General features: G+C 64.0%; 25 protein-coding genes. 8 read left to right on the top strand and 17 right to left on the bottom strand.

Annotated elements, in window-relative coordinates; all coding sequences use genetic code 11:
* The first annotated feature begins 25 nt into the window (after positions 1–25).
* Positions 26–1,699: a sodium:solute symporter family protein gene (locus ACMG4O_RS02310; protein ID WP_414434357.1), complete on the top strand. Its 1,674-nt coding sequence runs from the start codon at positions 26–28 to the stop codon at positions 1,697–1,699.
* A 45-nt stretch (positions 1,700–1,744) separates the two neighbouring features.
* A complete protein-coding gene (locus ACMG4O_RS02315) occupies positions 1,745–1,876 on the top strand; it encodes a putative transporter small subunit (protein WP_228548060.1) in 132 nt (43 codons plus the stop codon).
* 63 nt (positions 1,877–1,939) lie between these two features.
* On the opposite strand, the gene ACMG4O_RS02320 is transcribed toward ACMG4O_RS02315, so the two are convergent.
* The 14 genes from ACMG4O_RS02320 to radC all read right to left on the bottom strand — a co-directional run bounded on the left by ACMG4O_RS02320 (position 1,940) and on the right by radC (position 13,313).
* Positions 1,940–3,685: a hypothetical protein gene (locus ACMG4O_RS02320; protein ID WP_414434358.1), complete on the bottom strand. Its 1,746-nt coding sequence runs from the start codon at positions 3,683–3,685 to the stop codon at positions 1,940–1,942.
* Between the two features lie 5 nt (positions 3,686–3,690).
* Complete coding sequence (locus tag ACMG4O_RS02325; protein WP_414434359.1) at positions 3,691–3,969, bottom strand: hypothetical protein; 279 nt, start codon at positions 3,967–3,969, stop codon at positions 3,691–3,693.
* A 3-nt stretch (positions 3,970–3,972) separates the two neighbouring features.
* Positions 3,973–4,641, bottom strand: coding sequence for a tetratricopeptide repeat protein (locus ACMG4O_RS02330; protein WP_370203767.1), 669 nt, complete (start codon positions 4,639–4,641; stop codon positions 3,973–3,975).
* Between the two features lie 64 nt (positions 4,642–4,705).
* Positions 4,706–5,575 carry a type II secretion system F family protein gene (locus ACMG4O_RS02335; RefSeq protein ID WP_414434360.1) on the bottom strand — a complete coding sequence of 290 codons (870 nt, stop codon included), beginning with the start codon at positions 5,573–5,575 and terminating at the stop codon, positions 4,706–4,708.
* Positions 5,568–6,485: a type II secretion system F family protein gene (locus ACMG4O_RS02340; protein ID WP_414434361.1), complete on the bottom strand. Its 918-nt coding sequence runs from the start codon at positions 6,483–6,485 to the stop codon at positions 5,568–5,570. Before ACMG4O_RS02340 ends, ACMG4O_RS02335 begins: the two co-directional genes overlap by 8 nt.
* Positions 6,482–7,645: a CpaF family protein gene (locus ACMG4O_RS02345; protein ID WP_414434362.1), complete on the bottom strand. Its 1,164-nt coding sequence runs from the start codon at positions 7,643–7,645 to the stop codon at positions 6,482–6,484. The genes ACMG4O_RS02340 and ACMG4O_RS02345 overlap by 4 nt, the downstream gene beginning before the upstream one ends.
* 3 nt (positions 7,646–7,648) lie before the next feature.
* A complete protein-coding gene (locus ACMG4O_RS02350; protein WP_142947802.1) occupies positions 7,649–8,842 on the bottom strand; it encodes an AAA family ATPase in 1,194 nt (397 codons plus the stop codon).
* Positions 8,839–10,011: a type II and III secretion system protein family protein gene (locus tag ACMG4O_RS02355; protein WP_194856216.1), complete on the bottom strand. Its 1,173-nt coding sequence runs from the start codon at positions 10,009–10,011 to the stop codon at positions 8,839–8,841. The genes ACMG4O_RS02350 and ACMG4O_RS02355 overlap by 4 nt, the downstream gene beginning before the upstream one ends.
* On the bottom strand, positions 10,001–10,900 hold the full coding sequence (cpaB, locus tag ACMG4O_RS02360) for a Flp pilus assembly protein CpaB (RefSeq protein WP_414434363.1): 900 nt from the start codon (positions 10,898–10,900) through the stop codon (positions 10,001–10,003). The genes ACMG4O_RS02355 and cpaB overlap by 11 nt, the downstream gene beginning before the upstream one ends.
* 45 nt (positions 10,901–10,945) lie before the next feature.
* The gene (locus ACMG4O_RS02365; protein WP_414434853.1) at positions 10,946–11,404 is read right to left on the bottom strand and encodes a TadE/TadG family type IV pilus assembly protein; all 459 of its coding nucleotides are present in this window, start codon (positions 11,402–11,404) and stop codon (positions 10,946–10,948) included.
* A 15-nt stretch (positions 11,405–11,419) separates the two neighbouring features.
* Complete coding sequence (locus tag ACMG4O_RS02370; protein ID WP_414434364.1) at positions 11,420–11,671, bottom strand: hypothetical protein; 252 nt, start codon at positions 11,669–11,671, stop codon at positions 11,420–11,422.
* Positions 11,672–12,101: 430 nt separating this feature from the next.
* Positions 12,102–12,272 carry a 50S ribosomal protein L33 gene (gene rpmG / locus ACMG4O_RS02375; protein ID WP_067609584.1) on the bottom strand — a complete coding sequence of 57 codons (171 nt, stop codon included), beginning with the start codon at positions 12,270–12,272 and terminating at the stop codon, positions 12,102–12,104.
* 17 nt (positions 12,273–12,289) lie between these two features.
* The gene (rpmB, locus tag ACMG4O_RS02380) at positions 12,290–12,526 is read right to left on the bottom strand and encodes a 50S ribosomal protein L28 (RefSeq protein WP_414434365.1); all 237 of its coding nucleotides are present in this window, start codon (positions 12,524–12,526) and stop codon (positions 12,290–12,292) included.
* A gap of 112 nt (positions 12,527–12,638) precedes the next feature.
* Positions 12,639–13,313, bottom strand: a complete 675-nt coding sequence (gene radC / locus ACMG4O_RS02385) for a RadC family protein (RefSeq protein WP_142947808.1) — start codon at positions 13,311–13,313, stop codon at positions 12,639–12,641.
* 140 nt (positions 13,314–13,453) lie between these two features.
* Between radC and coaBC the strand changes: the two genes are divergently transcribed.
* From coaBC to slmA, 5 genes are all read left to right on the top strand, one after another.
* Positions 13,454–14,650 carry a bifunctional phosphopantothenoylcysteine decarboxylase/phosphopantothenate--cysteine ligase CoaBC gene (gene coaBC / locus ACMG4O_RS02390; RefSeq protein WP_194856212.1) on the top strand — a complete coding sequence of 399 codons (1,197 nt, stop codon included), beginning with the start codon at positions 13,454–13,456 and terminating at the stop codon, positions 14,648–14,650.
* 25 nt (positions 14,651–14,675) lie between these two features.
* Complete coding sequence (gene dut, locus ACMG4O_RS02395; protein WP_414434366.1) at positions 14,676–15,128, top strand: dUTP diphosphatase; 453 nt, start codon at positions 14,676–14,678, stop codon at positions 15,126–15,128.
* A gap of 65 nt (positions 15,129–15,193) precedes the next feature.
* Positions 15,194–17,080, top strand: coding sequence for a hypothetical protein (locus tag ACMG4O_RS02400; RefSeq protein WP_414434367.1), 1,887 nt, complete (start codon positions 15,194–15,196; stop codon positions 17,078–17,080).
* Between the two features lie 19 nt (positions 17,081–17,099).
* Positions 17,100–17,999: an acetylglutamate kinase gene (gene argB / locus ACMG4O_RS02405; protein ID WP_142947812.1), complete on the top strand. Its 900-nt coding sequence runs from the start codon at positions 17,100–17,102 to the stop codon at positions 17,997–17,999.
* A gap of 38 nt (positions 18,000–18,037) precedes the next feature.
* The gene (gene slmA / locus ACMG4O_RS02410) at positions 18,038–18,625 is read left to right on the top strand and encodes a nucleoid occlusion factor SlmA (protein ID WP_142947813.1); all 588 of its coding nucleotides are present in this window, start codon (positions 18,038–18,040) and stop codon (positions 18,623–18,625) included.
* Here slmA and ACMG4O_RS02415 read toward each other — a convergent pair.
* The 3 genes from ACMG4O_RS02415 to rph are packed head-to-tail and all read right to left on the bottom strand — an operon-like array spanning position 18,622 to position 20,632.
* Positions 18,622–19,245: a hypothetical protein gene (locus ACMG4O_RS02415; RefSeq protein WP_142947814.1), complete on the bottom strand. Its 624-nt coding sequence runs from the start codon at positions 19,243–19,245 to the stop codon at positions 18,622–18,624. The genes slmA and ACMG4O_RS02415 overlap by 4 nt on opposite strands.
* 2 nt (positions 19,246–19,247) lie before the next feature.
* Positions 19,248–19,895: an orotate phosphoribosyltransferase gene (pyrE, locus tag ACMG4O_RS02420; protein WP_370203802.1), complete on the bottom strand. Its 648-nt coding sequence runs from the start codon at positions 19,893–19,895 to the stop codon at positions 19,248–19,250.
* A gap of 17 nt (positions 19,896–19,912) precedes the next feature.
* Positions 19,913–20,632 (bottom strand): ribonuclease PH, encoded by a 720-nt coding sequence (gene rph, locus ACMG4O_RS02425; RefSeq protein WP_142947816.1) that lies wholly within the window; start codon positions 20,630–20,632, stop codon positions 19,913–19,915.
* Positions 20,633–20,784: 152 nt separating this feature from the next.
* Between rph and ACMG4O_RS02430 the strand changes: the two genes are divergently transcribed.
* Positions 20,785–21,648, top strand: a complete 864-nt coding sequence (locus ACMG4O_RS02430; protein WP_414434368.1) for a YicC/YloC family endoribonuclease — start codon at positions 20,785–20,787, stop codon at positions 21,646–21,648.
* Positions 21,649–21,660 lie beyond the last annotated feature (12 nt).

Raw genomic sequence — 21,660 nt, forward strand, 5'->3', positions numbered from 1 at the left:
GAGTCTGTTTTATTGGGAGACACATTTGACTGATACCGGCTTTTATCAATTCTCACCCGTCACCATCCTATTGCTTCTCGCCGCCTTCTACGGTGGCACCTACCTGCTGACCCTACTGATCAAGAGCGACCGCCAGGGCAGCGACGCCTTCATGGTCGCCAACCACCGCGTGGGCTTCGGCATGGGCGCCGCCAGCATGACCGCCACCTGGATCTGGGCCGCCTCCTTCTACGCCGCCGCCACCTCCGGCTATACCTACGGCCTGTCCGGCCCACTCCACTACGGCCTGTGGGGCGCGTTGATGATTCTGTTCATCTACCCGTTCGGCCAGCGGTTCCGTAAGCTGGCCCCGAACGGCCACACACTGGGTGAACTGATCCATGCCCGGCACGGCGCCTCCAGCCAGCTGATTCTGGCGTTCTCCAACGTCCTCGGCAGCCTGATCAGCCTGATGGTGAACTTCACCGCCGCCGGCGCTCTGGTGTCGGTTCTGTCGCCGTTGTCGTTTCAAACCGGCGTGATCATCGCCGGCATCGGCGTACTCAGCTACACACTGACCTCCGGCTTCCGCGCTTCGGTGTTCACCGATTTCGCGCAGTTGGTCGCGCTGATGGCGATCGCCGTGGTGATCATCCCCGCGGTGCTGTTCGCCATGGGCGGCCCCGGCACGATCCTGGACGGCATGAGCACCCTGACCGCCGAGCAGCAGAACCTGTTCTCGATGGACGCCATTCTTAACCAGGGTGCGCCCTACTTCGTGGCCGTACTGGCCTACGCCATTGGCAACCAGACCATTTCGCAACGCCTGTTCGCGGTAAACGAAAAGCACATTAAACGCACCTTCGTAACCGCCACCGTGGGTTACGCCGCCATCGTCATCGGCCTGGGCATGATCGGCTTGATGGCGGTGTCCGCCGGCATCGAGCCCATCAACGGCGACATGAACAATCTGATCCCGCAGGTGGTCTCCACCTATCTGCCGCCGGTGTTTATCGCGCTGTTCTTTATCCTGGTCATCGGGTCCCTGTCGTCCACCGCCGACTCCGATCTGTCGGCGCTGTCCGCCATCGTCATGGCCGACGTGTACGGTAAGAACATCGCCAAGGACAACGCCGATCCGAAGAAAATGCTGTTGATCGGCCGCGTCACCATGATCGTCGCCACCGTCTGCGGCCTGGTGTTCGCCAGCTTCGCGCTGGATATCCTGGTGATGCTGGTGTTCGTCGGCGCGCTCTGGGGCGCCATCGTGTTCCCGGTGATCGCCAGCTGTTACTGGAACCGGATCACCAACGCCGCCTTTACCTGGGCGGTGGTGGCCGCGCTGATTATGTTCTGCGTGGCGCGCTTTGATCTGCTACCGATGCAGGGCTTTACCGCGTTGTTGTTCGAGTTCCTCGCGGCCATCGGCGGTGGCGTGGTCATCGGGCTGATGGCCTTCGGCTTCTTCGGCGTACGCATCGGTGCGATTGCCGGCGTGATCGCCTTCCTGGCCACCGCCTGGTTCGGCTTCCACTTCCTGCGCGACTACACCGTGCTGATGGCGTCACTCACCGCCTACGGTGTCAGCACCCTGGTGTGCGTGGCCATCAGCCTGGCCAGCAACCAGCGGTTCGACTTCGACGAGATCGGCAGGCGCGTAAACAACTACGATGACGCCGACGCGCCCGACCTGACAAAAGGCACCGCCACCGCGCAATAAATACACCGGGCCACGGCGATTGCCGTGGTCGCTAAGGAGAAACTTATGGAAACCTGGATATTCGGCGCCTACATACTCGTGTGGCCCGTACTCAGCCTGGGCGTGCTGGTCGTGCTCAGCGCCTCGGTGATGCGTGACCTGCGCGCGGCGAGACGGGAAAAGCGTGATTTGATCTAGTGGCCCGGCCCTACCCGGCAAGAGTGGCTGCCAGGAGCGATGCCCCGAATACCGGGGCTTCCTTCAGCAGCCTTCGGGACCGCAGTACTCGAGAAGCTGAACGTTGTTTTGGTCCGCGCCGGTAATCTCCACTTTTGTGGTGCCCAGCGAAATCCCGATTGCATTGAGGAGCGGGTCAATAAGCGTGGTGCCCAGGGCCTCCACCAAGCCTTCGATCGTTGTCTGAATTAGCTGCTCCAACCCTAGAAGGGTCGTTATGCCTTCGATGATGCCGCTCAAGACATCCCCGACACCATCCAACAAGCAATCCAAAAACCAACTGCATTCATCCTCTTCTTCAAGTAACTCGACATCAATATTCAAACTGCTGAAATCCGCATCGGAAAGCCCCCCTTCGGTAAAGACCGAGGAAGGGTTTTCTTCATCCAGCGTATAGCTCAACTCCACTCTTTCCTGGCCACCGCCGACCGCTAAATCCAAATCGGCGGTGATACTAGCAACTGTAAGACCACCTGGGAGGTCACCGAGAACGGTCAACTCCACTGGCTCTTGCTGCAGGAAGCCTGAGCCATCAATCTGACCGGTCGCAATACGGGCCGCCTGATTTTCAACGTCGATGCCCACAGTGACCAAATTGGATCCGGTGCCGCGCGCACACCGGGCCCACACAAGCTCGCCTGTGCCACCACCGGCCTGGACCGCCAGGGGCAGCCTGACGGTCAGCAAATTAAGGATGTTGAGATCACTGGAAATCGTAAGCCCCACATCAGGCGCATGGAATCTTGTTTCCCACTCCCCATCTTCACCAATACGAGCCGGCCCAACGACCACGCTCGGAGCTTTACCCACAAACAGCTCGATCTTTGTTTCGGTAACGCCGGGAATATTGATCTGTGTGTCCGGCAATGCACCCTCTATCAGGGTGCCTTCAACGAGGTTCAGGGCCAGTGCCATGACGGTGTCGTATAGCGGCAAACGACTGTTTTCAGGTATCTCTCCGGAGCCGACAATATCGATAACATCCGCCAGTTTGACGGTTTCCACGCCGGCGCCGGCGATCAGTTGATCCATAGCACCGCCAACACCGGCGAGCGGATCCGCCGCCGAATCCAGAGCGCCAAGCAAGCTACCCACCAACACATCCGTGGATAACAATTCCTCGACGGTATCAACACCGACGCCATCGAGAACATCGCCCAACTTGACGGTGGTTTCCGCCAGGCTGGAGAACTGCGTGGGGTCAATATTGAAGGGTGTTCCGCCGTTGAGAATCGCGCCCAGCAAAACATTGAGCAGGTTGGCGGTTTGTTGCGTGCCGCCGACAACGGCGGTACTGCCGGCCGCGCTCAGCGTTCCTATCAGTTCTTTTCTGGCCGCGGCGCCGACAGACATCGTCACGGTACCGAAGGTACTCTCAGGCAGCAGGAGAGAAATCGGCTCTTCCCGCTCATAGGTCACCGCGACACCATTACTGCGCCGCAGATCGGTCACCGGCTCAAAAGAAAGCACTTTTTCATCGTCGCTTTCGATCACCCCGGGTTGCACGGCGAGCGCACTGGCGTCACCGGAAAAGCCTTGCTGCTGAGCCGCAATCAAGGCTCTGTCGTTTATATCCTGGAGTGTCACGAACTCACCCCCGCAGGCTTGTGCGGCGTCGGCGGCAGCGGTAGCGGCGGCGTTGACCTGGCTTTGCATTTCCTTACGCAGCGAGAACAGGCGGGCGCCGTCGAGTGCCATGACGCCAAGCAGAATCACCAGCAACATCAGCAATGGGGTGATAACGGTGAGCGCGCCTCGCTGCCGAAACATCAGCCTTACTCCTCGTCCCGGGTCTGTTCGCCGAAGCTTTCCGGAATCGGTTGTTTAAAGCTGTCCGCCAGGCGGCGCTGCGTGTCGATGTAGACCGACACGGAAAGCTCGCTTTTTTCCGCCGGCGGCGAACGCCGCTGCTGTTCCAGGGCGCGCTGAGTCGCGGCGCCGACTTGGTGCTCCTGTTCGGCGTCGACCACTTTGCCGGACACGCCGAACTCCGGTCTGCCGTCGGCCATCGCCGCCAGCGGTATCAAGGTGAGTAGAGCCATGACCAGTTTCATAGTTTATCTCCCGAATTGCTCGGCCAGCCGTTCCGCGTAAGCCCGCTCTTCACTGCTCAGGTCGTATTGTTTCTTCATCCATTCCAACCCGCCCCAGTTGTCGGTGAGCAGGTACGCCACCGCCAGGTTCTGGCGTACCGGGCCCTTGCCGTCGCCGAGTTCCATGGCGGTGCGCAGTTCATAGGCGGCGTCTTCATAGTCACCGACCATAAGCAGCACGTAGCCGTAGTCATTGCGCACCTGGGCCGAAGCCGGCGTGCGTTCGCGGGCGATCTCAAGGTGATGAAGCGCTTTCAGTACTTTGTCCTGTTTCAGCAGGACCATGCCCAGACCGTGGTGGCTGCGGCCGGTGCCGCAGCGGTCCACCAGGCCCTGGAAAATGGTCTCCGCCTCTCCCAGATGGCCGGTGGACGCCTGCAGCTGACCGTAACGCACCCAGTGGTCGACGGTTTCCATGGGCTTGGCTTCCAGCTGCGCCAACGCGGCGTGGTTGCGCTCCCGGTTCATCAGGTTGTCGACCATGTCGAGCTGCACCTGTTGTTCCGGCTGGATGCGGGCGGAGCAATTCAACCGGTCCAGATCGTACGGGTCGCCGGCTTTTTCGCTGGGCGGCTGCGAAGCGCAACCGGCCATCAGCACGCTGGCCATGATCCCCATCGCTATTTTTTGCATCCGTTGCTCCTGGTCTTCGTTGTTCGTTCGAGCGCGCACCCGCGCTTGTTGTTAAAGAATACCGCTAACGAGAAAGTGCGTCGGCGATAGAGATCACCGCCGGCCCGCCGATCAAAATGAACAATGCGGGCAACATAAACGCCATCATAACCACGGTCATTTTGGCGCCGATACGGTTGGTTTCCTCGCGTACACGGTTACGTTCCACGTTCTGTGCTTCTTCGATGATTTGATCGAGGCTGAGGGAAACACCGGCGCCAAGCTGGCTGCTTTGCTTCATCAGCACCACATAGTTACGCAATACGGGAATGCGACGGTTTTCGCCGAGTTCATCCAACGCCTGGGAGCGTTCAGCACCCGATTCCATCAGCCGGTTGAAGCGGTCGAGGCGGGCGGAAAGCATCGGCAGAAGCGGCCGGGCCTGATTGGCGATCAAGCGCAGCACTCGCTCCAGGGACAGCCCGGCCTCCATCAACATGCGTGTCAGATGGCACAGCTCCACGGCCTCCAGATTCTGCCGTTGTTCGGCGCGTTCCCCAATTGAGCGGATAGCGCGCCTGGGCACCAGAAACGACAGGGCCGCCACGATCATTCCCCCGATCGGCCCAAAGAACACGAAGCCGATGATCACAACCACCGCCGGCAGAATCCAGCAGAACAGCAGGTAAAGAAGCTGCGCCTGCTCGTGGGTGCGCCCGGTGGCGGCATAGGCCTCGCGAATGTCCTCGAAATCACCCCGTGCAATGGGCGACTCGGTGAACTGGCTGGCGAGCCTGGACAACCAGAAGCTGGAAGCCTTTTCATCCTGATCAGCGAGGCGATGCAGACGTGCATTGATACGGGCACGACGGGCCCACTGCGGCGCTTTCGCCCAGGCCACCCAGATGGCGAGGAAAGAGATCGCGGCCGCGGATATAAACCAAACACTATTCACGTCCGACCCCCTGGATCATCCGCCAGATAATGATCACGCCCAGGGTCTGAAGGCCACCGGCAATGGCGAGCATCGTATGCCCGGTGTCGGTGTCCAGCAGAACCCGGGAGTAGTTCTCGTTAATCAGAATCATGTACGCGGCCAACCCCAGCGGCAACAGCGCAAAGGCGGCGGCGGTAAAGCGTGTTTCCGCGGTGGCCGCCATGAATTCGCGGCGCAGTTCCTGTTGCGAGCGCAGCGAGGTGGCCACCTGGGTCAGCACCGGGCGAATCGAGGAGCCGAAGCGCGACGACGTCCGCAACGCGATGGAGACCAGAACCAGGGAAGGTATCCGGTAGAGGCCGCCGAAGTCCTCGAACAGGCTGGTGTAGTCGCGGCCCGCTTCCACCGCGTTACGTAAACGGAACGCCAGCGGATCAAAAACCGGCGGCGCATCGTTGAAGGATTCCACCAACGCATTGTCCAGCGAGCGCCCGGCGCTCAAATAGCGCAGGGTGGTGTCGATCAAACCGGGCAGCTCTTCGTAAATACGTCGCCGTTGCTGTTGGAAGCGAAAGCGCCAGTACATCCACAACGCGATGGCGATCAACCCGGCGGTGATCAGCGCGACCAGCGGACCGTTCAGAATCAACACCACTGCCAGAAACAGCGCGACGATCAAACCGAATACGATCAGCTGGCCACGCGAAAGGTGAATATCCGCGCGGATCAGCACACTCTCCAACGGCGTAACGGTTACCCTGGCGGCGGTCTCGACACCCACGTCCGCTCGTGTTTCCAGGCGCCGACGGATGCCGTCATTCAGCGACCGCTTGATACGACGCCGCGCCCACAGCCACTGCAGCACCACCGTGATCAGCGCGAGCACGGCCAGCGTTTGCGCGGCGGCGAGCAGGGCCAGGGGGCTCATTGCTCGTGGCTCCGGTACAGGTAGTCCATGTGATACGCGTCGGTCTCGGTGGGCGTGAGCGCGACGACCTCGCTGACCATGCGGCGGCCATCGGGCATCCGCACCAGCTGAATAATGATGTCCAGGGCGGAACCGATGAGCCGGCTGATGGCACGCTCGCTGGCGTCGTAACCGCTGACCGCCAGCAGGGTTTCGATCCGCACCAGGGCGTCCCGGGTGGTGTTGGCGTGGATGGTGCTCATCGAACCTTCGTGGCCAGTGTTCATGGCCTGCAGCAATTCGATGATTTCCGCGGAACGCACCTCGCCGAGAACAATGCGGTCCGGCCGCATCCGCAGGGAGTTCACCACCAGCTCCCGGGCGGTGATACGGCCTTTGCCTTCGGTGTTGGCCGGGCGTGTTTCCAGGCGCACGACGTGGGGATGGTTGAGCACCAGCTCGGCGGAGTCCTCGATGGTGAGGATCCGTTCCGCGCGAGGGATGTACTGGCTGATCAGGTTCAGCATGGTGGTCTTACCGGTACCGGTGCCGCCGCTGATAATAATATTGCGGCGCGATTCCACCGCGCGGATCAACACGTCCAGACAGGCGTCGGTCATCGAGCCGTTTTCGATCAACTGCTGGGCGGACAGGTGGTTACCGGTGAACTTACGGATACTGATGGTGGGTCCGTCCAGAGCCAGCGGCGGAATGATCGCGTTGACCCGCGAACCGTCCGGCAACCTGGCGTCCACCATCGGGCTGGCTTCGTCCAGGCGCCGGCCCAACGGCGCCAGCATGCGGCGAATCACCCGGGTGACGTGGTCATCGTTGATGAACCGGGTGTTGGCTCGCTGCAGAACCCCGGCCACCTCCACGAAAACGTGCTCCGGGCCGTTCACCAGAATGTCGTTGACGCTGGTGTCCGCCAGCAACGGCTCCAGCGGGCCGAAGCCGGTGACTTCATCAAGGATATCGCGGACCAGCTGATTCAGATCCTGGGTGGATAGCGGCACCCGGTTATGGGAAATGTACTGCCCGACATGGTTGCGGGTGAATTCGGCCAGGGCATCACGGGTCGCCTTGCCGACTTCGATGCCTTCTTCATCCAGACGCTCCACCACCCAGCGATGGGTCCGCTCTTTGAGCTGCTGGTACTCCTGATCGAAACGACCGGCCACGGCTTAACTCCCCAGCAATCGCGTCAGAAAACCACCGCGTCGCGGTTCGTCGCTCTGGCCGTGGCCGTCGAGCGCATCCAACAGGTCGCCCAGCCGGCGGCTGTAGGCACACCGGGGCGACTGCTCGAGAATCGGCCGACCACTGTTCACCGCCAGCAGGCGATGACGCCAATCCATCGGCAAGGTGCCCGCCAGCGGCGCGCCGACGGTATCACTCAGCTCGTCGGCGTCCGGCGGCACGCCACTGTCGTAACCGTCCACCACCAGCCCGATATGGCCCTCACGGCCGAGATGGGAGCCCCAGTCATGGACCAGGGCCCGGGCGGCGTGGGCGTGATCCACCAGCGGGTGAATGCCGACCAGAAGATGGCGGGTGTGCACGCCCAGGGCTCGCACCCAGTACTCGCTTTGCAGCGAGGCCACGTTGATGGTGATGTGATCGAACATCTGCATCAGGCGGTTCAGCGCGATGAACAGGTCCGCGCTGCGGTCACCGTCCAGGGTCTGGCTGCCGATGCCGCCGGAAAGCAGCCGCAGGCCGGGCCGGAACTCTTCCAGCGCCGTGTCGATCAGCGTCTCATCCAGGGTTTCCGGGTTGGCGAGCAGGTTATCCAGGGTGAATTCGCTGCTGGCGTCGAGATAAAACACGCCCCGCTCGCGGGGCTGGGTATCGATGGCTAGGCAACGCCAGTTGGGCTGACGCTGATTGATGCCGGTGGCGAGATTCTGCGCCAGGAAACGCGTGTCCACGGTGGGATCAGCGCCGGTCACCAGCGTCAGGTTGTTCACCGAAGAGCGGCTTTCGTCACCGTAATGCCCGCTGCGCACCAACTGATGACGGCGCAGCCGGTCGCGGATTTCCCCCGCGTCGTTGCCGGCCAGGAAGCTGTCCCGGGCGCCGGCGCGCATGCTTTGCAGCAGCAGTTCCTGGTTGGAACGGGTGCACACCGTGATCACCGTGACCCAGGGCCGGGCACTGGTTAGCGCGGTGATGATCGCCAGGGATTGATCCATATCCGCTTCATTGATCTCCACCAGCACCACATGGGCGGTGGTCGCTTCCAGCAGGCGCAACACCCGGGTGAGATCGGCGCGGCTGACGAATTCCACGCGGAACGGCTCTTCGATAACCCGGTCCAGCCAGGCTTTGATACCGGGGTCGTCGACCACCGAAAGGACAATATCGTTATCGCTCACCAGCTCACTCCATGACGAATGGGTTGCGAGCCACCACGCGGCTCGGTGGCCATATCCAGCCATTGCGTGCTGCTTTCCCGGTAGGCGCCACCGGGCAGGGTCACCGGCGGATCACCCGCCTTGCGGGGGGTCACCAGATGGGGGGTGACCACCATCACCAGCTCCTTGTCGTCCCGGGAAATACGGCTGGAGCGGAAGAAAGCACCAAGCACCGGAATATTGCCCAGGCCCGGAATGCGGTCGCTGTTGTTAATGGTGCTGCGGCTCACCAGACCACTGATGATGAAGGTTTCACCGGGGGCCAGAGACACCGTGGTTTCCGCCCGCCGGACGCGCAGCCCGGGCACGGCCACGCCGCCGGTTTCCACGCCGGCGGAAAAATCCAGTTCACTGACTTCCGGCGCCACCTTGAGAATGATCTGCTCGTCGCTGATCACCGTGGGCGTCAGGCTCAGGCCGACCCCGAACTCCTTGAATTCGATCTGGATGCCATCGGTATTACTCCGGGTGGGCACCGGGAATTCGCCACCGGAAAGAAACGACGCACTCTGGCCGCTCAGGCTGGTGAGCGACGGCTCCGCCAGGGTGTAGGCGAAACCACCGCCTTCCAGCGCATTGATGATGGTCAGAGAGTTACTGCCGAAACCGAACAGGTTAAAACCGTCGGAGCTGAGCGGGTTCTGGGCGGCTCCCGGGCCCGAAAAGCCCCGGTAACCGGTGCCCGGCGGCGCGATGCCCACGGCGGAGTCACCGCCGTCGAACAGATTGGCGTAATAAACGCCCAGACTGTTCAGTTCCGAGCGGCTCACTTCCAGCACACGGATGTCGGTCTGCACCTGGGTGCCGTAGGGCAGATTGCCGCCCAGAGTGGTGGCCACCGCCACGCTGCTGCGCATCGGCCGGCTCTCGCCCCGCTGCCAGATAGTGATCTCGGAGGAGCCTTCCTTGAAAGCCGTAACCAGTACTTCCTGGCTACCGCTGACGGTGAGCTTGGCGACCTCCGGGTTGGAGGTCGCCACCTTGGTGATCGGCGCGGAGAAGTTCAGTACTTTCTGGTCGCCGGGCGCCATGCGCATGGATTCATCCATGGCGGCGGCCTGGCCGCCGGCAAACAGCGTCAGCACCAGCAGCAGCCGCGCCCCCAGGCCGATGCGTTGTTTATTGCACATAGGTGCTCCTTGATTCCGCGCCCTCGAAAACCTGCACGCGCTGGCCCGGAGAAGGCTTCGGCGCGGCGGCCGGCGCGGGTTTTTCGCGCTCGGGGAAGAAGTCGTCGAAGTAGAAGGGTTTCTGTTCCGGCTCGTCGGCGGCGGCGAGGGCCTTCTCACCCTCGTCCGCCGGCTCGTCCGAGTCCCTGGCCGGTGTTTCGCCGCGCTCACCGGCCACCACCGCGAGGCGCACCTTGCCTTCGGAGGACGCCAGCATCAGCGCGGAAATGCGATCTTCCGGCACCGACAGGACGGCGGTGTTGTTGCGGCGACGGGCGGTTTCTTCCGCGTCGTCGGCGCCGGCGGACAGCGAACCGTAGACCGCCAGCACCGGCACGTCGCGCAGCATCACCAGGGCCACCGGCGCGTCTTTGTCGGAACGGCGGAACGCGGTGACCACATCGACCCGGTCCCCGGGCTGCAGCAGCCCCCCGGCGCCGACCACGTCGTCGACGGCAATAGCGATGGCGCGCTGGCCTTCCGGCAGGTTGGCGGGCAGGGAACCGCCGCTTTCCAGGTGATGGCTTGAAAGAAGTTCGCCCGGACGGGCATAGCGACGCAGCTCACGACCGAAGACGTCTTCTTCCGCGGACAAGGCGTCGCTGATCTGGTTGGGTGAGGTCACCACGGCGAGGCTTTCTTCACTGAGCGCCTCGCCGGCGTTCATTGGCTGGCGCAACACCCAGTATTCATAGGACGGTGCGGCCTGTTCCCGGTCCGCCTGCCCGGTGGTGTCCGTCGATGTGACGGTCACCGGTTCCGGATCCCGGCTGAGCCCCACCAGCGCCAGAACCAGCGCCAGAAAGGCCAGCACCAGGGCCGGCAGCATATATAAAATCTTTGATCCCATATCCCCTCCGAAACATCCGTGTTCGACGACTGCTTATCATTCTAGTCAGAAGGCGGCGCGGGCCTCCGCTTCCAGCGTGTCCGGCAACGGCGGAAAGGTCCCCAGCAGGCCGAAGCTCATTACCGGCACGATGGGGTTTTCCTTGTAGTTGTAGGTCACTCCGCAGCGGAGCATCTCCACGCCCCCCACCGCTTCCACGGCGCAGGAGGCCGCGCCGTCCTCCAGGCTGGAGAGCGGCCCGGGAAGGGTCGCCAACAGCCCGGTCATGGCCTGGCTGGCGCGGTTCACCACCGCGCCCTCCATTTGCTCCCCCTGGAAGGCGGAACGGTCCACGTACAAGGCCGTGGCCACCGCCCGGTCCACCACGTTCTGCAGCCGGTACTGGCTGAAGAACACGATGCCGTAGATGGCGGAGGCGTAGAGCATCGCGACCACGAAGGGGAACAGCATCAGAAACTCCAATGCCACTGCCCCTTCGTTTTTACGACGACAGAAGATTAACATCGACAATGACGGCTATTAGGTGCCGGTGCCAGTGCCAGTGCCGCCGCCCCCGGCAGCATCGGTGAAGAGTTGCTCAAATACTTCAACCAACTTATCGCCGGCACCAGAAGTGGCTAGAAAACCTACAATCACAATGATGGCGGCGGCGAGCACGATGTACTCGAGCGCGCTGGCGCCACGCTGTTTGTCGGCCTGGGTACGGCCACGGCTGAACAGCCGGGCGGCCAGACGTTGTGAGGCAGTGGTAAAGATGGTCAGTGATTTCATGTCAAACTCTCCCTTACACCCAAGCTGCGATCAGTGACGATTCCTTTCCGATAGTAGGTATTATGTGAACCACTTCACAAGTACCCACTTTTGCATATCCTTCGCCCAAACCCTTTAAAATCAACAAGTTACGCAAAACGTCGGCGGATATCCGGTGTTATGAAAGCGATGACCGGTTGTTCTTATTCTTTTGTTACCGCCTTTATCGTTACGTTTCCACCTTTACGGCGGCGTTAACATCGCTCTGCCAGTATGCGTCTTTTGCTACTCGTACAAAAAGACCAACTTTGTACTGTTATGAAATTTATTGTTATTGACGTGATGAAGCAGTGAAGCATGGTCAGGGCCAGGGCGAACGCACGGACATAAAAAAACCCGGTGTGACCATCAGCCACACCGGGTTTTCGTTGTCCCTTGCCAGGCAGGACGCTTACTTGATCTTGGCTTCCTTGTAGATCACGTGCTTGCGGACCACGGGATCAAACTTCTTGGTCTCCATCTTTTCGGGATGCAGACGCTTGTTCTTGGCGGTGGTGTAAAAGTGCCCGGTCCCCGCTGAGGACACCAGACGAATTTTTTCACGAATCGGACCAGATGCCATGATTCAGCTCCTTGGGCTCAGGCGCGCGCGCCGCGGCTGCGGATATCGGCCAACACGGACTCGATACCCTTCTTGTCAATGATACGCATCCCTTTGGAGGACACACGCAGGCGCACGAAGCGCTTTTCGCTCTCCACCCAAAAGCGATGGTAGTGGAGATTCGGCTCGAAACGACGCTTGGTCTTGATGTTCGAGTGGGACACGTGGTGGCCCGTTACCGGCCGCTTCCCGGTTACCTGGCAAACTTTGGACATGATCTTGCTCCCGTGATGCAACACAATTGGGGCGGGGCAGCCCCGGAAAAGGCGCGTTTTATACCAAAACCCGGGGCGGGGATCAAGCCATTCCGGCATTTACCGGCAAATATCACACCCAGCCGCGGCGGCTGAACGACTCCCAGTGGCCGTCGCCGATCACCAGATGGTCGAGGATGCGCACGTCGATCAGATCCAGCGCCCGGCGCAGCCGCTCGGTGACATCGCGGTCCGCCTGGCTCGGCTCCGCCACCCCGGAGGGGTGATTATGGGCCACGATCACACTGGCGGCATTGTATTCCAGGGCCCGGCGGACCACCTCCCGGGGGTAGACGGCGGCACCGTCCACGGTGCCGTAGAACATCTTCTCGAAGCCGATCACCCGGTGCTTGTTATCCAGGAACAGCACCGCGAACACTTCGCAGGGCTCGCCGCGCAGCTCGGCGGTCAACAGCCGCGCCGCCGGCTCCGGGTTGTCCAGGCTGAAGCCCCGCTCCAGCTCCGTGGCCAGGTAGCGCCGCCCCATCTCCAGAGCCGCCAGCACCTGGGCACAGCGGGAATCCGCCATGCCCGGCAGACGCGCCATGCGCTTGGGCGTCAGATCCAGCAGCCCGCGCAGGCCGCCGCTGCGGTCGAGAATGTCGCGGCCCACGTCGACGGCGGTTCTGCCCCGGCTGCCGGTGCGCAGAAAGATCGCCAGCAGTTCCGCGTCGCTGAGCGCGCCCGCGCCCCGCCCCAGCAGCTTTTCCCGGGGCCGTTCCTGTTTCGGCCAGTCGCTGATCGCCATACTCACCTCCCTGTGTTTGCTCATACCTTGGTGCTACCCTATGACGCCCCTAGTCTGCACAACCCCCCCGGGGCGAGGGCAGACGACATCCACCATGGTTTGTGTCAGCCACAGCCCAAAATACTGTACGGAATGACAGCATGCAGCGACTGGTCAATAAACGGATCCTCCTCGGTGTCACCGGAGGCATTGCCGCCTACAAGAGCGCGGATCTGGTCCGCCGGCTGCAGGACGCCGGCGCCGAAGTACGCGTGGTCATGACGCAGGGCGCCTGCGAGTTCATCACGCCGCTTACCATGCAGGCGCTGTCCGGGCACCCGGTGCACACCGACCTGCTGGACCCGCGCGCCGAGGCCGCCATGGGCCACATCGAGCTGGCCCGCTGGGCGGACCTGGTGCTGATCGCTCCGGCCTCGGCGGATTTCCTCGCCCGCCTGGCCTACGGCCACGGCAACGACCTGCTCGCCACCCTGTGCCTGGCCACCGGCGCCCCGGTGGCGGTCGCCCCGGCCATGAACCAGCAAATGTGGGCGGATCAGGCGACCCAGAAGAACCAGCTGATCCTGCAGGAGAAGGGCATCCATATCTTCGGCCCCGGCGCCGGCAGCCAGGCCTGCGGCGAAGTGGGCCCGGGGCGCATGCAGGACCCGGCGGAGATCATTCGGCAGGCCGCGGAAGTCTTCGACTACGATCTCCTCACCGGCAAACATCTGGTGATCACCGCCGGCCCCACCCGGGAGCCGATCGACCCGGTGCGCTACCTGACCAACAAGAGCTCCGGGAAAATGGGCTTCGCGCTGGCCCAGGCCGCCGCCGAAGCGGGGGCGCGCGTGACCCTGATCGCCGGCCCGGTGGCCCTGGACACCCCCAACCGGGTCAACCGCATCGACGTGGTCCGCGCCGAAGACATGCACGAGGCCAGCCTCAAGGCGGTGGAGGAGGGCTGCGACATCTTTATCGCCACCGCCGCCGTGGCGGATTACCGGCCCACCGTCACCGCCGACCACAAGATCAAGAAATCCACCGAGGAGATCCACCTCACCCTGGTGAAGAACCCGGACATCATCGCCGCCGTGGCCTGCCACGCCAAACGGCCCTTCACCGTGGGCTTCGCGGCGGAAACCCAGGACGTGATTGAATACGCCCAGGGCAAGCTGAAGAGCAAAAAACTGGATATGATCGCCACCAACGACGTGTCCGGCACCAATGTGGGCTTCAACAGCGACAATAACGCCCTCACGGTGATCTGGCCGGGCGGGCACAAGGTGCTGCCGCTCGCCTCCAAGGCGCAGATCGCCAAACAACTGATCGAGCTGATCGCGATCCGCCAGAGCTGAAAACCACTGACCGCTGAGACCATCGATGCAACTGCAATACCGGCTTCTTGATGCCCGCCTGGGCGACCAGTTTCCACTGCCCGCCTACGCCACCGACGGCTCCGCCGGCCTCGACCTGCGCGCCATGGTGGAGGCCCCCCTGACCCTGAACCCCGGCGACACCGAGCTGCTGCCCACCGGGCTGGCCATCCACATCGGCGACGCCGGCTATGCGGGGATGATCCTGCCGCGTTCCGGGCTGGGCCATAAGCACGGCATCGTGCTCGGCAACCTGGTGGGGCTGATCGACTCGGACTACCAGGGCCAGTTGATGGTGTCCTGCTGGAACCGGGGCAACAGCGCTTTCACCATCGAGCCGGGGGAGCGCATCGCGCAGCTGGTGATCGTGCCGGTGATGCAGGTGTCGCTGACGCAGGTGGATGAGTTCGACGACAGTGCCCGCGGCGAGGGCGGCTTCGGCCACAGCGGCCGCCAGTAAGCACCACGGGCCTCACCGAAACGCCGCGACCACAGAACGGCGACGGGACGGCTAGGGGGGAACGAATGGGGAACGAACACAAGGTTCTGACCAGGCCGGCATGGCTGCTCGCACTGCTGGGCCTGGTGCTGGTCGGCGCCGGCGCCGCTTTGTGGCACCAGCATCAGCACGACCAGGCGCAGACCGCGGCCGCGGATCAGGCCCGGCGCCTGGCCAACAGCCTGGCCGGGGAACTCGGCCAGCGCGTGAACCGCCACCGCGAGCAACTGGAACAACTCGCCGGACGCCCGGATTCGCCCGCACCGACCTTCGACCAGCCCCTGACACCGACCCCCTGGCGGGACAACACCCGCCAACTGCGCGTCCCCGACGGGCACCCCGGTGAGGAGCGGCTGTCGTTCACCCTGCGCGAACTGCTGCACAACCTGCGCGAACGGGGGGAAGTGGTGGTCTCCAGCAAGGGCGGTGAACAGCCGGCGTTGCTGATGGCACGCACCACACCCGGCGGCGCCATGATCCTGGAACACGACCTGAGACCCTGGCTGCGCAGCCTCGATCAACGCCTGCCCCAAGGCAGCGCCCTGACACTGAGCCAGGGCGACCTGACGCTGATCCGCCGCGGCCAGACCGGGGGCGCCAGCGCCACCGCCAGCGCCCGGGGCGGTCCCTTCAACCTGACCCTGGCGGTGCCCCCCACGCCGCCGTCCTGGCAAAGCCTGCTGTTGCCCGCAGGCATCAGCGCGGCACTGATACTGCTGGTGATCTACGCGGTGTTCGCGCGGCTCGCCCGGCGACAGCCCTCGCCGGCGGCCAGCGCCGTTCGCCGCCCGGACAGCGCGCCCGCGCGTCCCGCGGCGCCGGCGGCGTCGTCCCTGCCACCGGCCCCGGAACCGGAGCCGGAAACACCCAGCGAGCCGGAACCCGGCCCCGCCCCGCCGCAAGCGCTGTTCGGCGCCGACGGCATTCGCGCCACCGACGAGGCGCCCCTGGACGGCACCGCCCTGGAGCAGCTCGGCCGGGCGATCGGCAGCGAGGCGGGCGCGGCCGGTCAGCACACCCTGTTTGTGGTCTGCACGGGCGAGGCGGACGCCAAGGCGGCGCTGATCGACGGCCTGATGGCCAGCGGCCGCCAGGTGGTGGATCTGGGCGAGGCCCCGCCGGCGGTGCTCCATTACGCCACCGAAGTCTTGGAAAGCCAGAGCGGCGTCTGCCTCACCGGCGACGGCGACCAGCGGGCTCTGGACGTGGTCATCAATGGCGAGCTGCTCCACAGTGACCGGCTGCTCACCCTGCGTGATCGGCTGCTGGCACGGAATCTGGATGAGGGCAGCGGGGAACGGGAACAGCGCGACCTCAACGACCGCTATCTGAACGCCGTGGCGGACGACATTATTCTCGCGCGCCCGATGTCGGTGGCGGTGCAGGGCACCGGCGCCACCGCCGGCCTGGCGCCACGGTTGCTCGGCGAGCTGGGCTGCAAGGTGGTCGCCGTGGAGGGCACCGACGTGGACGCCCTCGCCCGCACGGTGGGCGAGCAAAACCTGAATCTGGGCCTGGCGTTCGACGCCGGCGGCGGCCTCTCCCTGGTCGCCAGCGACGGCCGCCTGATCGCCGCCGACCGGCTGCTGATGCTGCTGGCCCGGGATCTGCTGGAGCGCAATCCGGGCGCCGATGTGCTGTTCAACATGACCGATAATCAGGCGCTGGCCGACCTGATCCGCAAGCAGGGCGGCCGGCCGGTGATGGACGACGGCGGCCCGGCCCGCCTGCGCGCGCGCATGAAAGAATTGGCCGTGCCCCTGGCGGGAGAGGCGAACGGGCATATATTCTTCGCCGACCGCTGGTACGGATTCAGCGATGCCCTCTACGCCGCCGCCCGACTTTTGGAGGTACTCTCCCTGCAGGCGGGCAACAGCGCCGAGGCGTTCGCCCCTTACACGGATACTTTTTGACCGGTTGGAGAAAGCAGACATGGACACCAAGAGCGCCCAGGAAACCGCCCGCGTTCTGATTGAAGCGCTGCCTTATATTCAGCGCTTCGCCGGCACCACCGTGGTGATCAAATACGGCGGCAACGCCATGGAAAACGACGAGCTGAAGAACAGCTTCGCCCGCGACGTGGTGATGATGAAGCAGGTCGGCATCAACCCGGTGATCGTCCACGGCGGCGGCCCGCAGATCGCCGATCTGCTTAACCGGCTCGGCAAGGAGAGCAAGTTCGTCCAGGGCATGCGCGTCACCGACCGGGAAACCATGGACGTGGTGCAAATGGTGCTCGGCGGCCTGGTCAACAAGGACATCGTCAACCTGATCCAGCACAACGGCGGCCAGGCGGTGGGCCTGACCGGCAAGGACGGCCGCCTGATCAAGGCGCGCAAGATGCTGCTCAAGAACCTGGACGCCGACGACCCGGAGCTGCAGGCTTCGGAAATCATCGACATCGGCCATGTGGGCGAGGTGCAGGGCATCGACACCAAGGTGCTCGACCTGCTCGGCGGCAGCGACTTCATTCCGGTGATCGCGCCGATCGGCGTCGATGAGGACGGCACCAGCTACAACATCAACGCCGACCTGGTGGCGGGCAAGGTGGCGGAAGTGCTGCGCGCCGAAAAGCTGATCCTGCTCACCAACGTGGCCGGCCTCAAGGACAAGGAAGGCCGCGTGCTCACCGGCCTCACGGCGGACCGGGTCAACGCGCTGATCAAGGACGGCACCATCCACGGCGGCATGCTGCCGAAGATCCGCTGCGCCCTGGAAGCGGTGGAGAACGGCGTGCACACCTCGCACATCATCGATGGCCGGGTGGCCCACGCGGTGTTGCTGGAGATTCTTACCGACAAGGGGGTCGGTACTCTGATCAGTAAGCATTGATCAGCAAAAACTAAAAACGCCTAAAACGGGAACAACGCATGACAGAACAGACTCCGTCCAGAAAGGAGCAAATCCTGCAGGCCCTGGCGCACATGCTGGAAGCGGAACCCGGCGGGCGGATCACCACCGCCGGCCTGGCCCGGGAAGTGGGGGTGTCCGAAGCCGCGCTGTATCGGCATTTTCCGAGCAAGGCAAAGATGTTCGAGGGGCTCATCGACTTCATCGAAGAGGCGATCTTCTCACGAATTAACCGCATCACCGGCGAAGGGGACGCGCTCACCCAGGTGGAGCAGATTCTCACGCTGATCCTGGCGTTCACCGAGCGCAACCCGGGCATCACCCGGTTGCTCACCGGCGACGCCCTCACCGGCGAGAACGAGCGCCTGCACCGGCGCATCCAGCAGTTCTACGACCGGGTGGAAAGCCAGCTCAAGCAAGTGGTCCGTGACGCCGAGTTCAAGGAAGGCAAGCGCACCGCGGCCACGCCCACCATCACCGCCAACCTGCTGCTGGCGGTGGTGGAAGGGCGCATCGCCCAGTTCGTCCGTTCCGGTTTCAGGATCCGCCCCGGCCAGGACTGGCCCGAGCAATGGGCGCTGCTCGCCCCCACGGTGTTCCGCGATTAAGAGCCCGCCAGCTCCTCCAACCGCTCAATAATCGGCGCGTACTGCTCGCGCACCGCCTGCTTGTCCTTCTCATAGCCGGCGATTTCCTGGCGCACATGGGCCATGCGGCGCTGGTACTCTTCGATGGCCTGGCGGGTGCCCTCCGGCACCGGCCGGCCGGCGCGCTCGGCGCGGGCGGCCAGGCTGACCTCCTGGTCGCGTTTCTCTTCCAGCTGCGCCAGGGTGTTGGTGGCGTAGCTGATGCGCAACTCAAGCGCTTCGATCTGGCGCTCGCGGGCACGCACCGCGTCCTCGGGCCCGGCGTAGAGCCGCTCCAGCTCCTTGTCCCGCTCGGCCTGCCGTTGCGCCTGCTGCTCGGCCGCCATCGCCTGGCGGCGGCGCGCCTGCTCTTCCGGGGGCGCCGGCGGCTCGCGGCGCAGCACGCGGCCGTTATGGTCGAGCACCTGGTAGCCGGCGTGGATGGCCTGCTCGTTGAGCGTGGCGCTCACCGCCAGGGTGCCGTCCGGCTTGGTATAGCGGTACATCACCTCACCGGCGGGCTCATTCTGCTTGGGCGCCGCCGGCGTCAGCACCGGCAGCGCCAACAACGCCAACACCAGCCCCCACGGCAGCCACCTCACGGTTACCCCTCCACGCCGTAGCGCTTGCGATACTGCTTGAGCGCCACGCGATCCGCATCGCGCCCTTCCTGCTCTTCCAGCCAGACGATGATGTCCGACATGGAGACAATGCTGCGCACCGGCACGCCCAGGCTCTCCTGCACTTCCTGGATCGCCGACAGCTCGCCACGACCGCGCTCCTGGCGGTCCACCGCCACGAACACCCCGGCGATGCTCGCCTCGGTGCGCTCGAACAGCTCCGCCACCTCGCGGATCGCGGTGCCGGCGGTGATCACGTCGTCGATCACCAGGGCGCGGCCCTCCAGCGGCGCGCCCACCAGCCAGCCGCCTTCGCCGTGGTCCTTGGCTTCCTTGCGGTTGAACGCCCAGGGCAGGTCCCGGCCGTGGTGCTCGGCGAGCGCCACGGACACCGCCGCCACCAGCGGAATGCCCTTGTAGGCCGGGCCGAACAGCATGTCGAACTCAATGCCCGACTCGACGATGGCGTCGGCGTAGTAGCGGCCCAGCCGGGCCAGCGCCTCGCCGGTGTAAAAGGTGCCGGCGTTAAAAAAGTACGGGCTGATGCGCCCGGATTTCAGGGTGAACTCCCCGAACTTCAGCGCCTGGCGCTCCTCGGCGAAGCGCAAAAAGTGCTTCTTGTAGTTTTTCATTCTGTTCCCCACCGGGCTTACCAGCCCAGCACCTCCTGCTGCTTGCGGACGATTTCACCAATGCCTTTCTCGGCCAGGCCCAGCAACTGATCGGACTGCTGACGGGTGAACGGCTCGTCGCCCTCGGCGGTGCCCTGAATCTCCACGAAGCCACCATGCTGGGTCATTACCACGTTCATGTCCGTGTCGGCGTTGGAATCTTCGGGATAATCCAGATCCAGCACCGGTTCTCCCTTATAAATCCCCACCGACACCGAGGCAATCAGACCGTTGAGGGGGTCTTCCTTGATGCGCTTGCGCTCCAGCAGCGTGGTGAAGGCGTCCACCAGCGCCACGCAGGCCCCGGAGATCGACGCGGTGCGGGTGCCGCCGTCCGCCTGGATCACGTCGCAATCCAGATAGATGGTGTGCTCACCCAGCTTCTTCAGGTCCACGGCGGCGCGCAGGGAGCGCCCGATCAGCCGCTGGATTTCCAGGGTGCGGCCGCCCTGCTTGCCGCGCGCCGCCTCGCGGCCGGAGCGGGTATGGGTGGAGCGGGGCAGCATGCCGTACTCGGCGGTGATCCAGCCCTGGCCCTTGCCCTTGAGGAAACGCGGCACGCCATCCTCCACGGACGCGGTGCACAACACCTTGGTATTGCCGAAGGACACCAGCACGCTGCCTTCAGCGTGCATGGTGAAATCGCGTACGAAGGATACGTCGCGCATCTGGTCGAGCTGGCGGCCGGAAGGGCGCATGAAAACTCCTTGATTCGGGATCGAATGGCCCGCCATTGTAGCGAACCCCCGCCCATCAACGCGAGGCGGGGCGCCGGTGAATGCTTCCAGTCGCTTGACCCGCTACACTAAGCCCCACTTCGCCGCACTCACCCACCACCCCAGGGACGCCCATGATTCGTAGCATGACCGCCTTCGCCCGAGCCGACCGCCACCTCACCGGCGCCAGCCTGGCCTGGGAAATCCGCTCGGTGAACCACCGCTACCTGGAAGTGGGCCCGCGCCTGCCCGAGGGCCTGCGCGCCCTGGAGAACGACGTGCGCGAACGCTGTCGCCAGCGGCTGGGCCGCGGCAAGGTGGACGTAACCCTGCGCTACCAGACCGAAGAAGGCGAAGCGGAACTGGAACTCAACGAAACCCTGGTCAAGCACCTCGCCGAGGCGGCCCGCCGCGTCGACGACCTGGTGCGCCACGCCGGCCAGGTGAACCCGCTGGAAATCCTGCGCTTCCCCGGCGTGCTCTCCACCCGCGAAGTGGACGCCGACACCCTGCACGCGGAAGCCCTGGCCGCCCTGGACGAAGCCCTGGACGCCCTGATCGCCACCCGCGACCGCGAAGGCGAGCAGCTGGCGCGCATGGTGCGCGAGCGCCTGGACGGCGTCGGCGAGCAGGTGGTCCGTATCCGCCAGGCCCTGCCCGCGATCCGCGAGGCCCTGCGCGACCGCCTGCGCCAGCGTGTCCAGGAGGCAGTGGAAAACCCCGACCCGGAGCGCCTGGAACAGGAACTGGTGCTGGCCGCCCAGAAAATGGACGTGGACGAAGAACTGGACCGCCTGGAAACCCACGTGGCCGAAGTGCGCCGGGTGGTGGAAAAAGGCGGCCAGGTGGGCCGCCGTCTGGACTTTCTGATGCAGGAACTCAACCGCGAAGCGAACACCCTGGCGTCAAAGTCCGTGGACGCCGAGACAACCGCCGCGGCGGTGGAATTGAAGGTGTTGATCGAGCAGATGAGGGAGCAGATTCAGAATATCGAGTGATCGCCGGCGGCC

The organism is Alloalcanivorax venustensis, from assembly GCF_047495515.1.
Lineage (GTDB): Bacteria > Pseudomonadota > Gammaproteobacteria > Pseudomonadales > Alcanivoracaceae > Alloalcanivorax > Alloalcanivorax venustensis.

Coding starts and splice junctions, on each gene's coding strand:
- ACMG4O_RS02315 (WP_228548060.1), top strand. CDS start 1,745: ATGGAAACCTGGATATTCGGCGCCTACATACTCGTGTGGCCCGTACTC.
- ACMG4O_RS02320 (WP_414434358.1), bottom strand. CDS start 3,685: ATGTTTCGGCAGCGAGGCGCGCTCACCGTTATCACCCCATTGCTGATG.
- ACMG4O_RS02325 (WP_414434359.1), bottom strand. CDS start 3,969: ATGAAACTGGTCATGGCTCTACTCACCTTGATACCGCTGGCGGCGATG.
- ACMG4O_RS02330 (WP_370203767.1), bottom strand. CDS start 4,641: ATGCAAAAAATAGCGATGGGGATCATGGCCAGCGTGCTGATGGCCGGT.
- ACMG4O_RS02340 (WP_414434361.1), bottom strand. CDS start 6,485: ATGAGCCCCCTGGCCCTGCTCGCCGCCGCGCAAACGCTGGCCGTGCTC.
- ACMG4O_RS02355 (WP_194856216.1), bottom strand. CDS start 10,011: ATGTGCAATAAACAACGCATCGGCCTGGGGGCGCGGCTGCTGCTGGTG.
- cpaB (WP_414434363.1), bottom strand. CDS start 10,900: ATGGGATCAAAGATTTTATATATGCTGCCGGCCCTGGTGCTGGCCTTT.
- ACMG4O_RS02365 (WP_414434853.1), bottom strand. CDS start 11,404: ATGTTAATCTTCTGTCGTCGTAAAAACGAAGGGGCAGTGGCATTGGAG.
- ACMG4O_RS02370 (WP_414434364.1), bottom strand. CDS start 11,671: ATGAAATCACTGACCATCTTTACCACTGCCTCACAACGTCTGGCCGCC.
- rpmG (WP_067609584.1), bottom strand. CDS start 12,272: ATGGCATCTGGTCCGATTCGTGAAAAAATTCGTCTGGTGTCCTCAGCG.
- rpmB (WP_414434365.1), bottom strand. CDS start 12,526: ATGTCCAAAGTTTGCCAGGTAACCGGGAAGCGGCCGGTAACGGGCCAC.
- radC (WP_142947808.1), bottom strand. CDS start 13,313: ATGGCGATCAGCGACTGGCCGAAACAGGAACGGCCCCGGGAAAAGCTG.
- coaBC (WP_194856212.1), top strand. CDS start 13,454: ATGCAGCGACTGGTCAATAAACGGATCCTCCTCGGTGTCACCGGAGGC.
- dut (WP_414434366.1), top strand. CDS start 14,676: ATGCAACTGCAATACCGGCTTCTTGATGCCCGCCTGGGCGACCAGTTT.
- ACMG4O_RS02400 (WP_414434367.1), top strand. CDS start 15,194: ATGGGGAACGAACACAAGGTTCTGACCAGGCCGGCATGGCTGCTCGCA.
- argB (WP_142947812.1), top strand. CDS start 17,100: ATGGACACCAAGAGCGCCCAGGAAACCGCCCGCGTTCTGATTGAAGCG.
- slmA (WP_142947813.1), top strand. CDS start 18,038: ATGACAGAACAGACTCCGTCCAGAAAGGAGCAAATCCTGCAGGCCCTG.
- pyrE (WP_370203802.1), bottom strand. CDS start 19,895: ATGAAAAACTACAAGAAGCACTTTTTGCGCTTCGCCGAGGAGCGCCAG.
- rph (WP_142947816.1), bottom strand. CDS start 20,632: ATGCGCCCTTCCGGCCGCCAGCTCGACCAGATGCGCGACGTATCCTTC.
- ACMG4O_RS02430 (WP_414434368.1), top strand. CDS start 20,785: ATGATTCGTAGCATGACCGCCTTCGCCCGAGCCGACCGCCACCTCACC.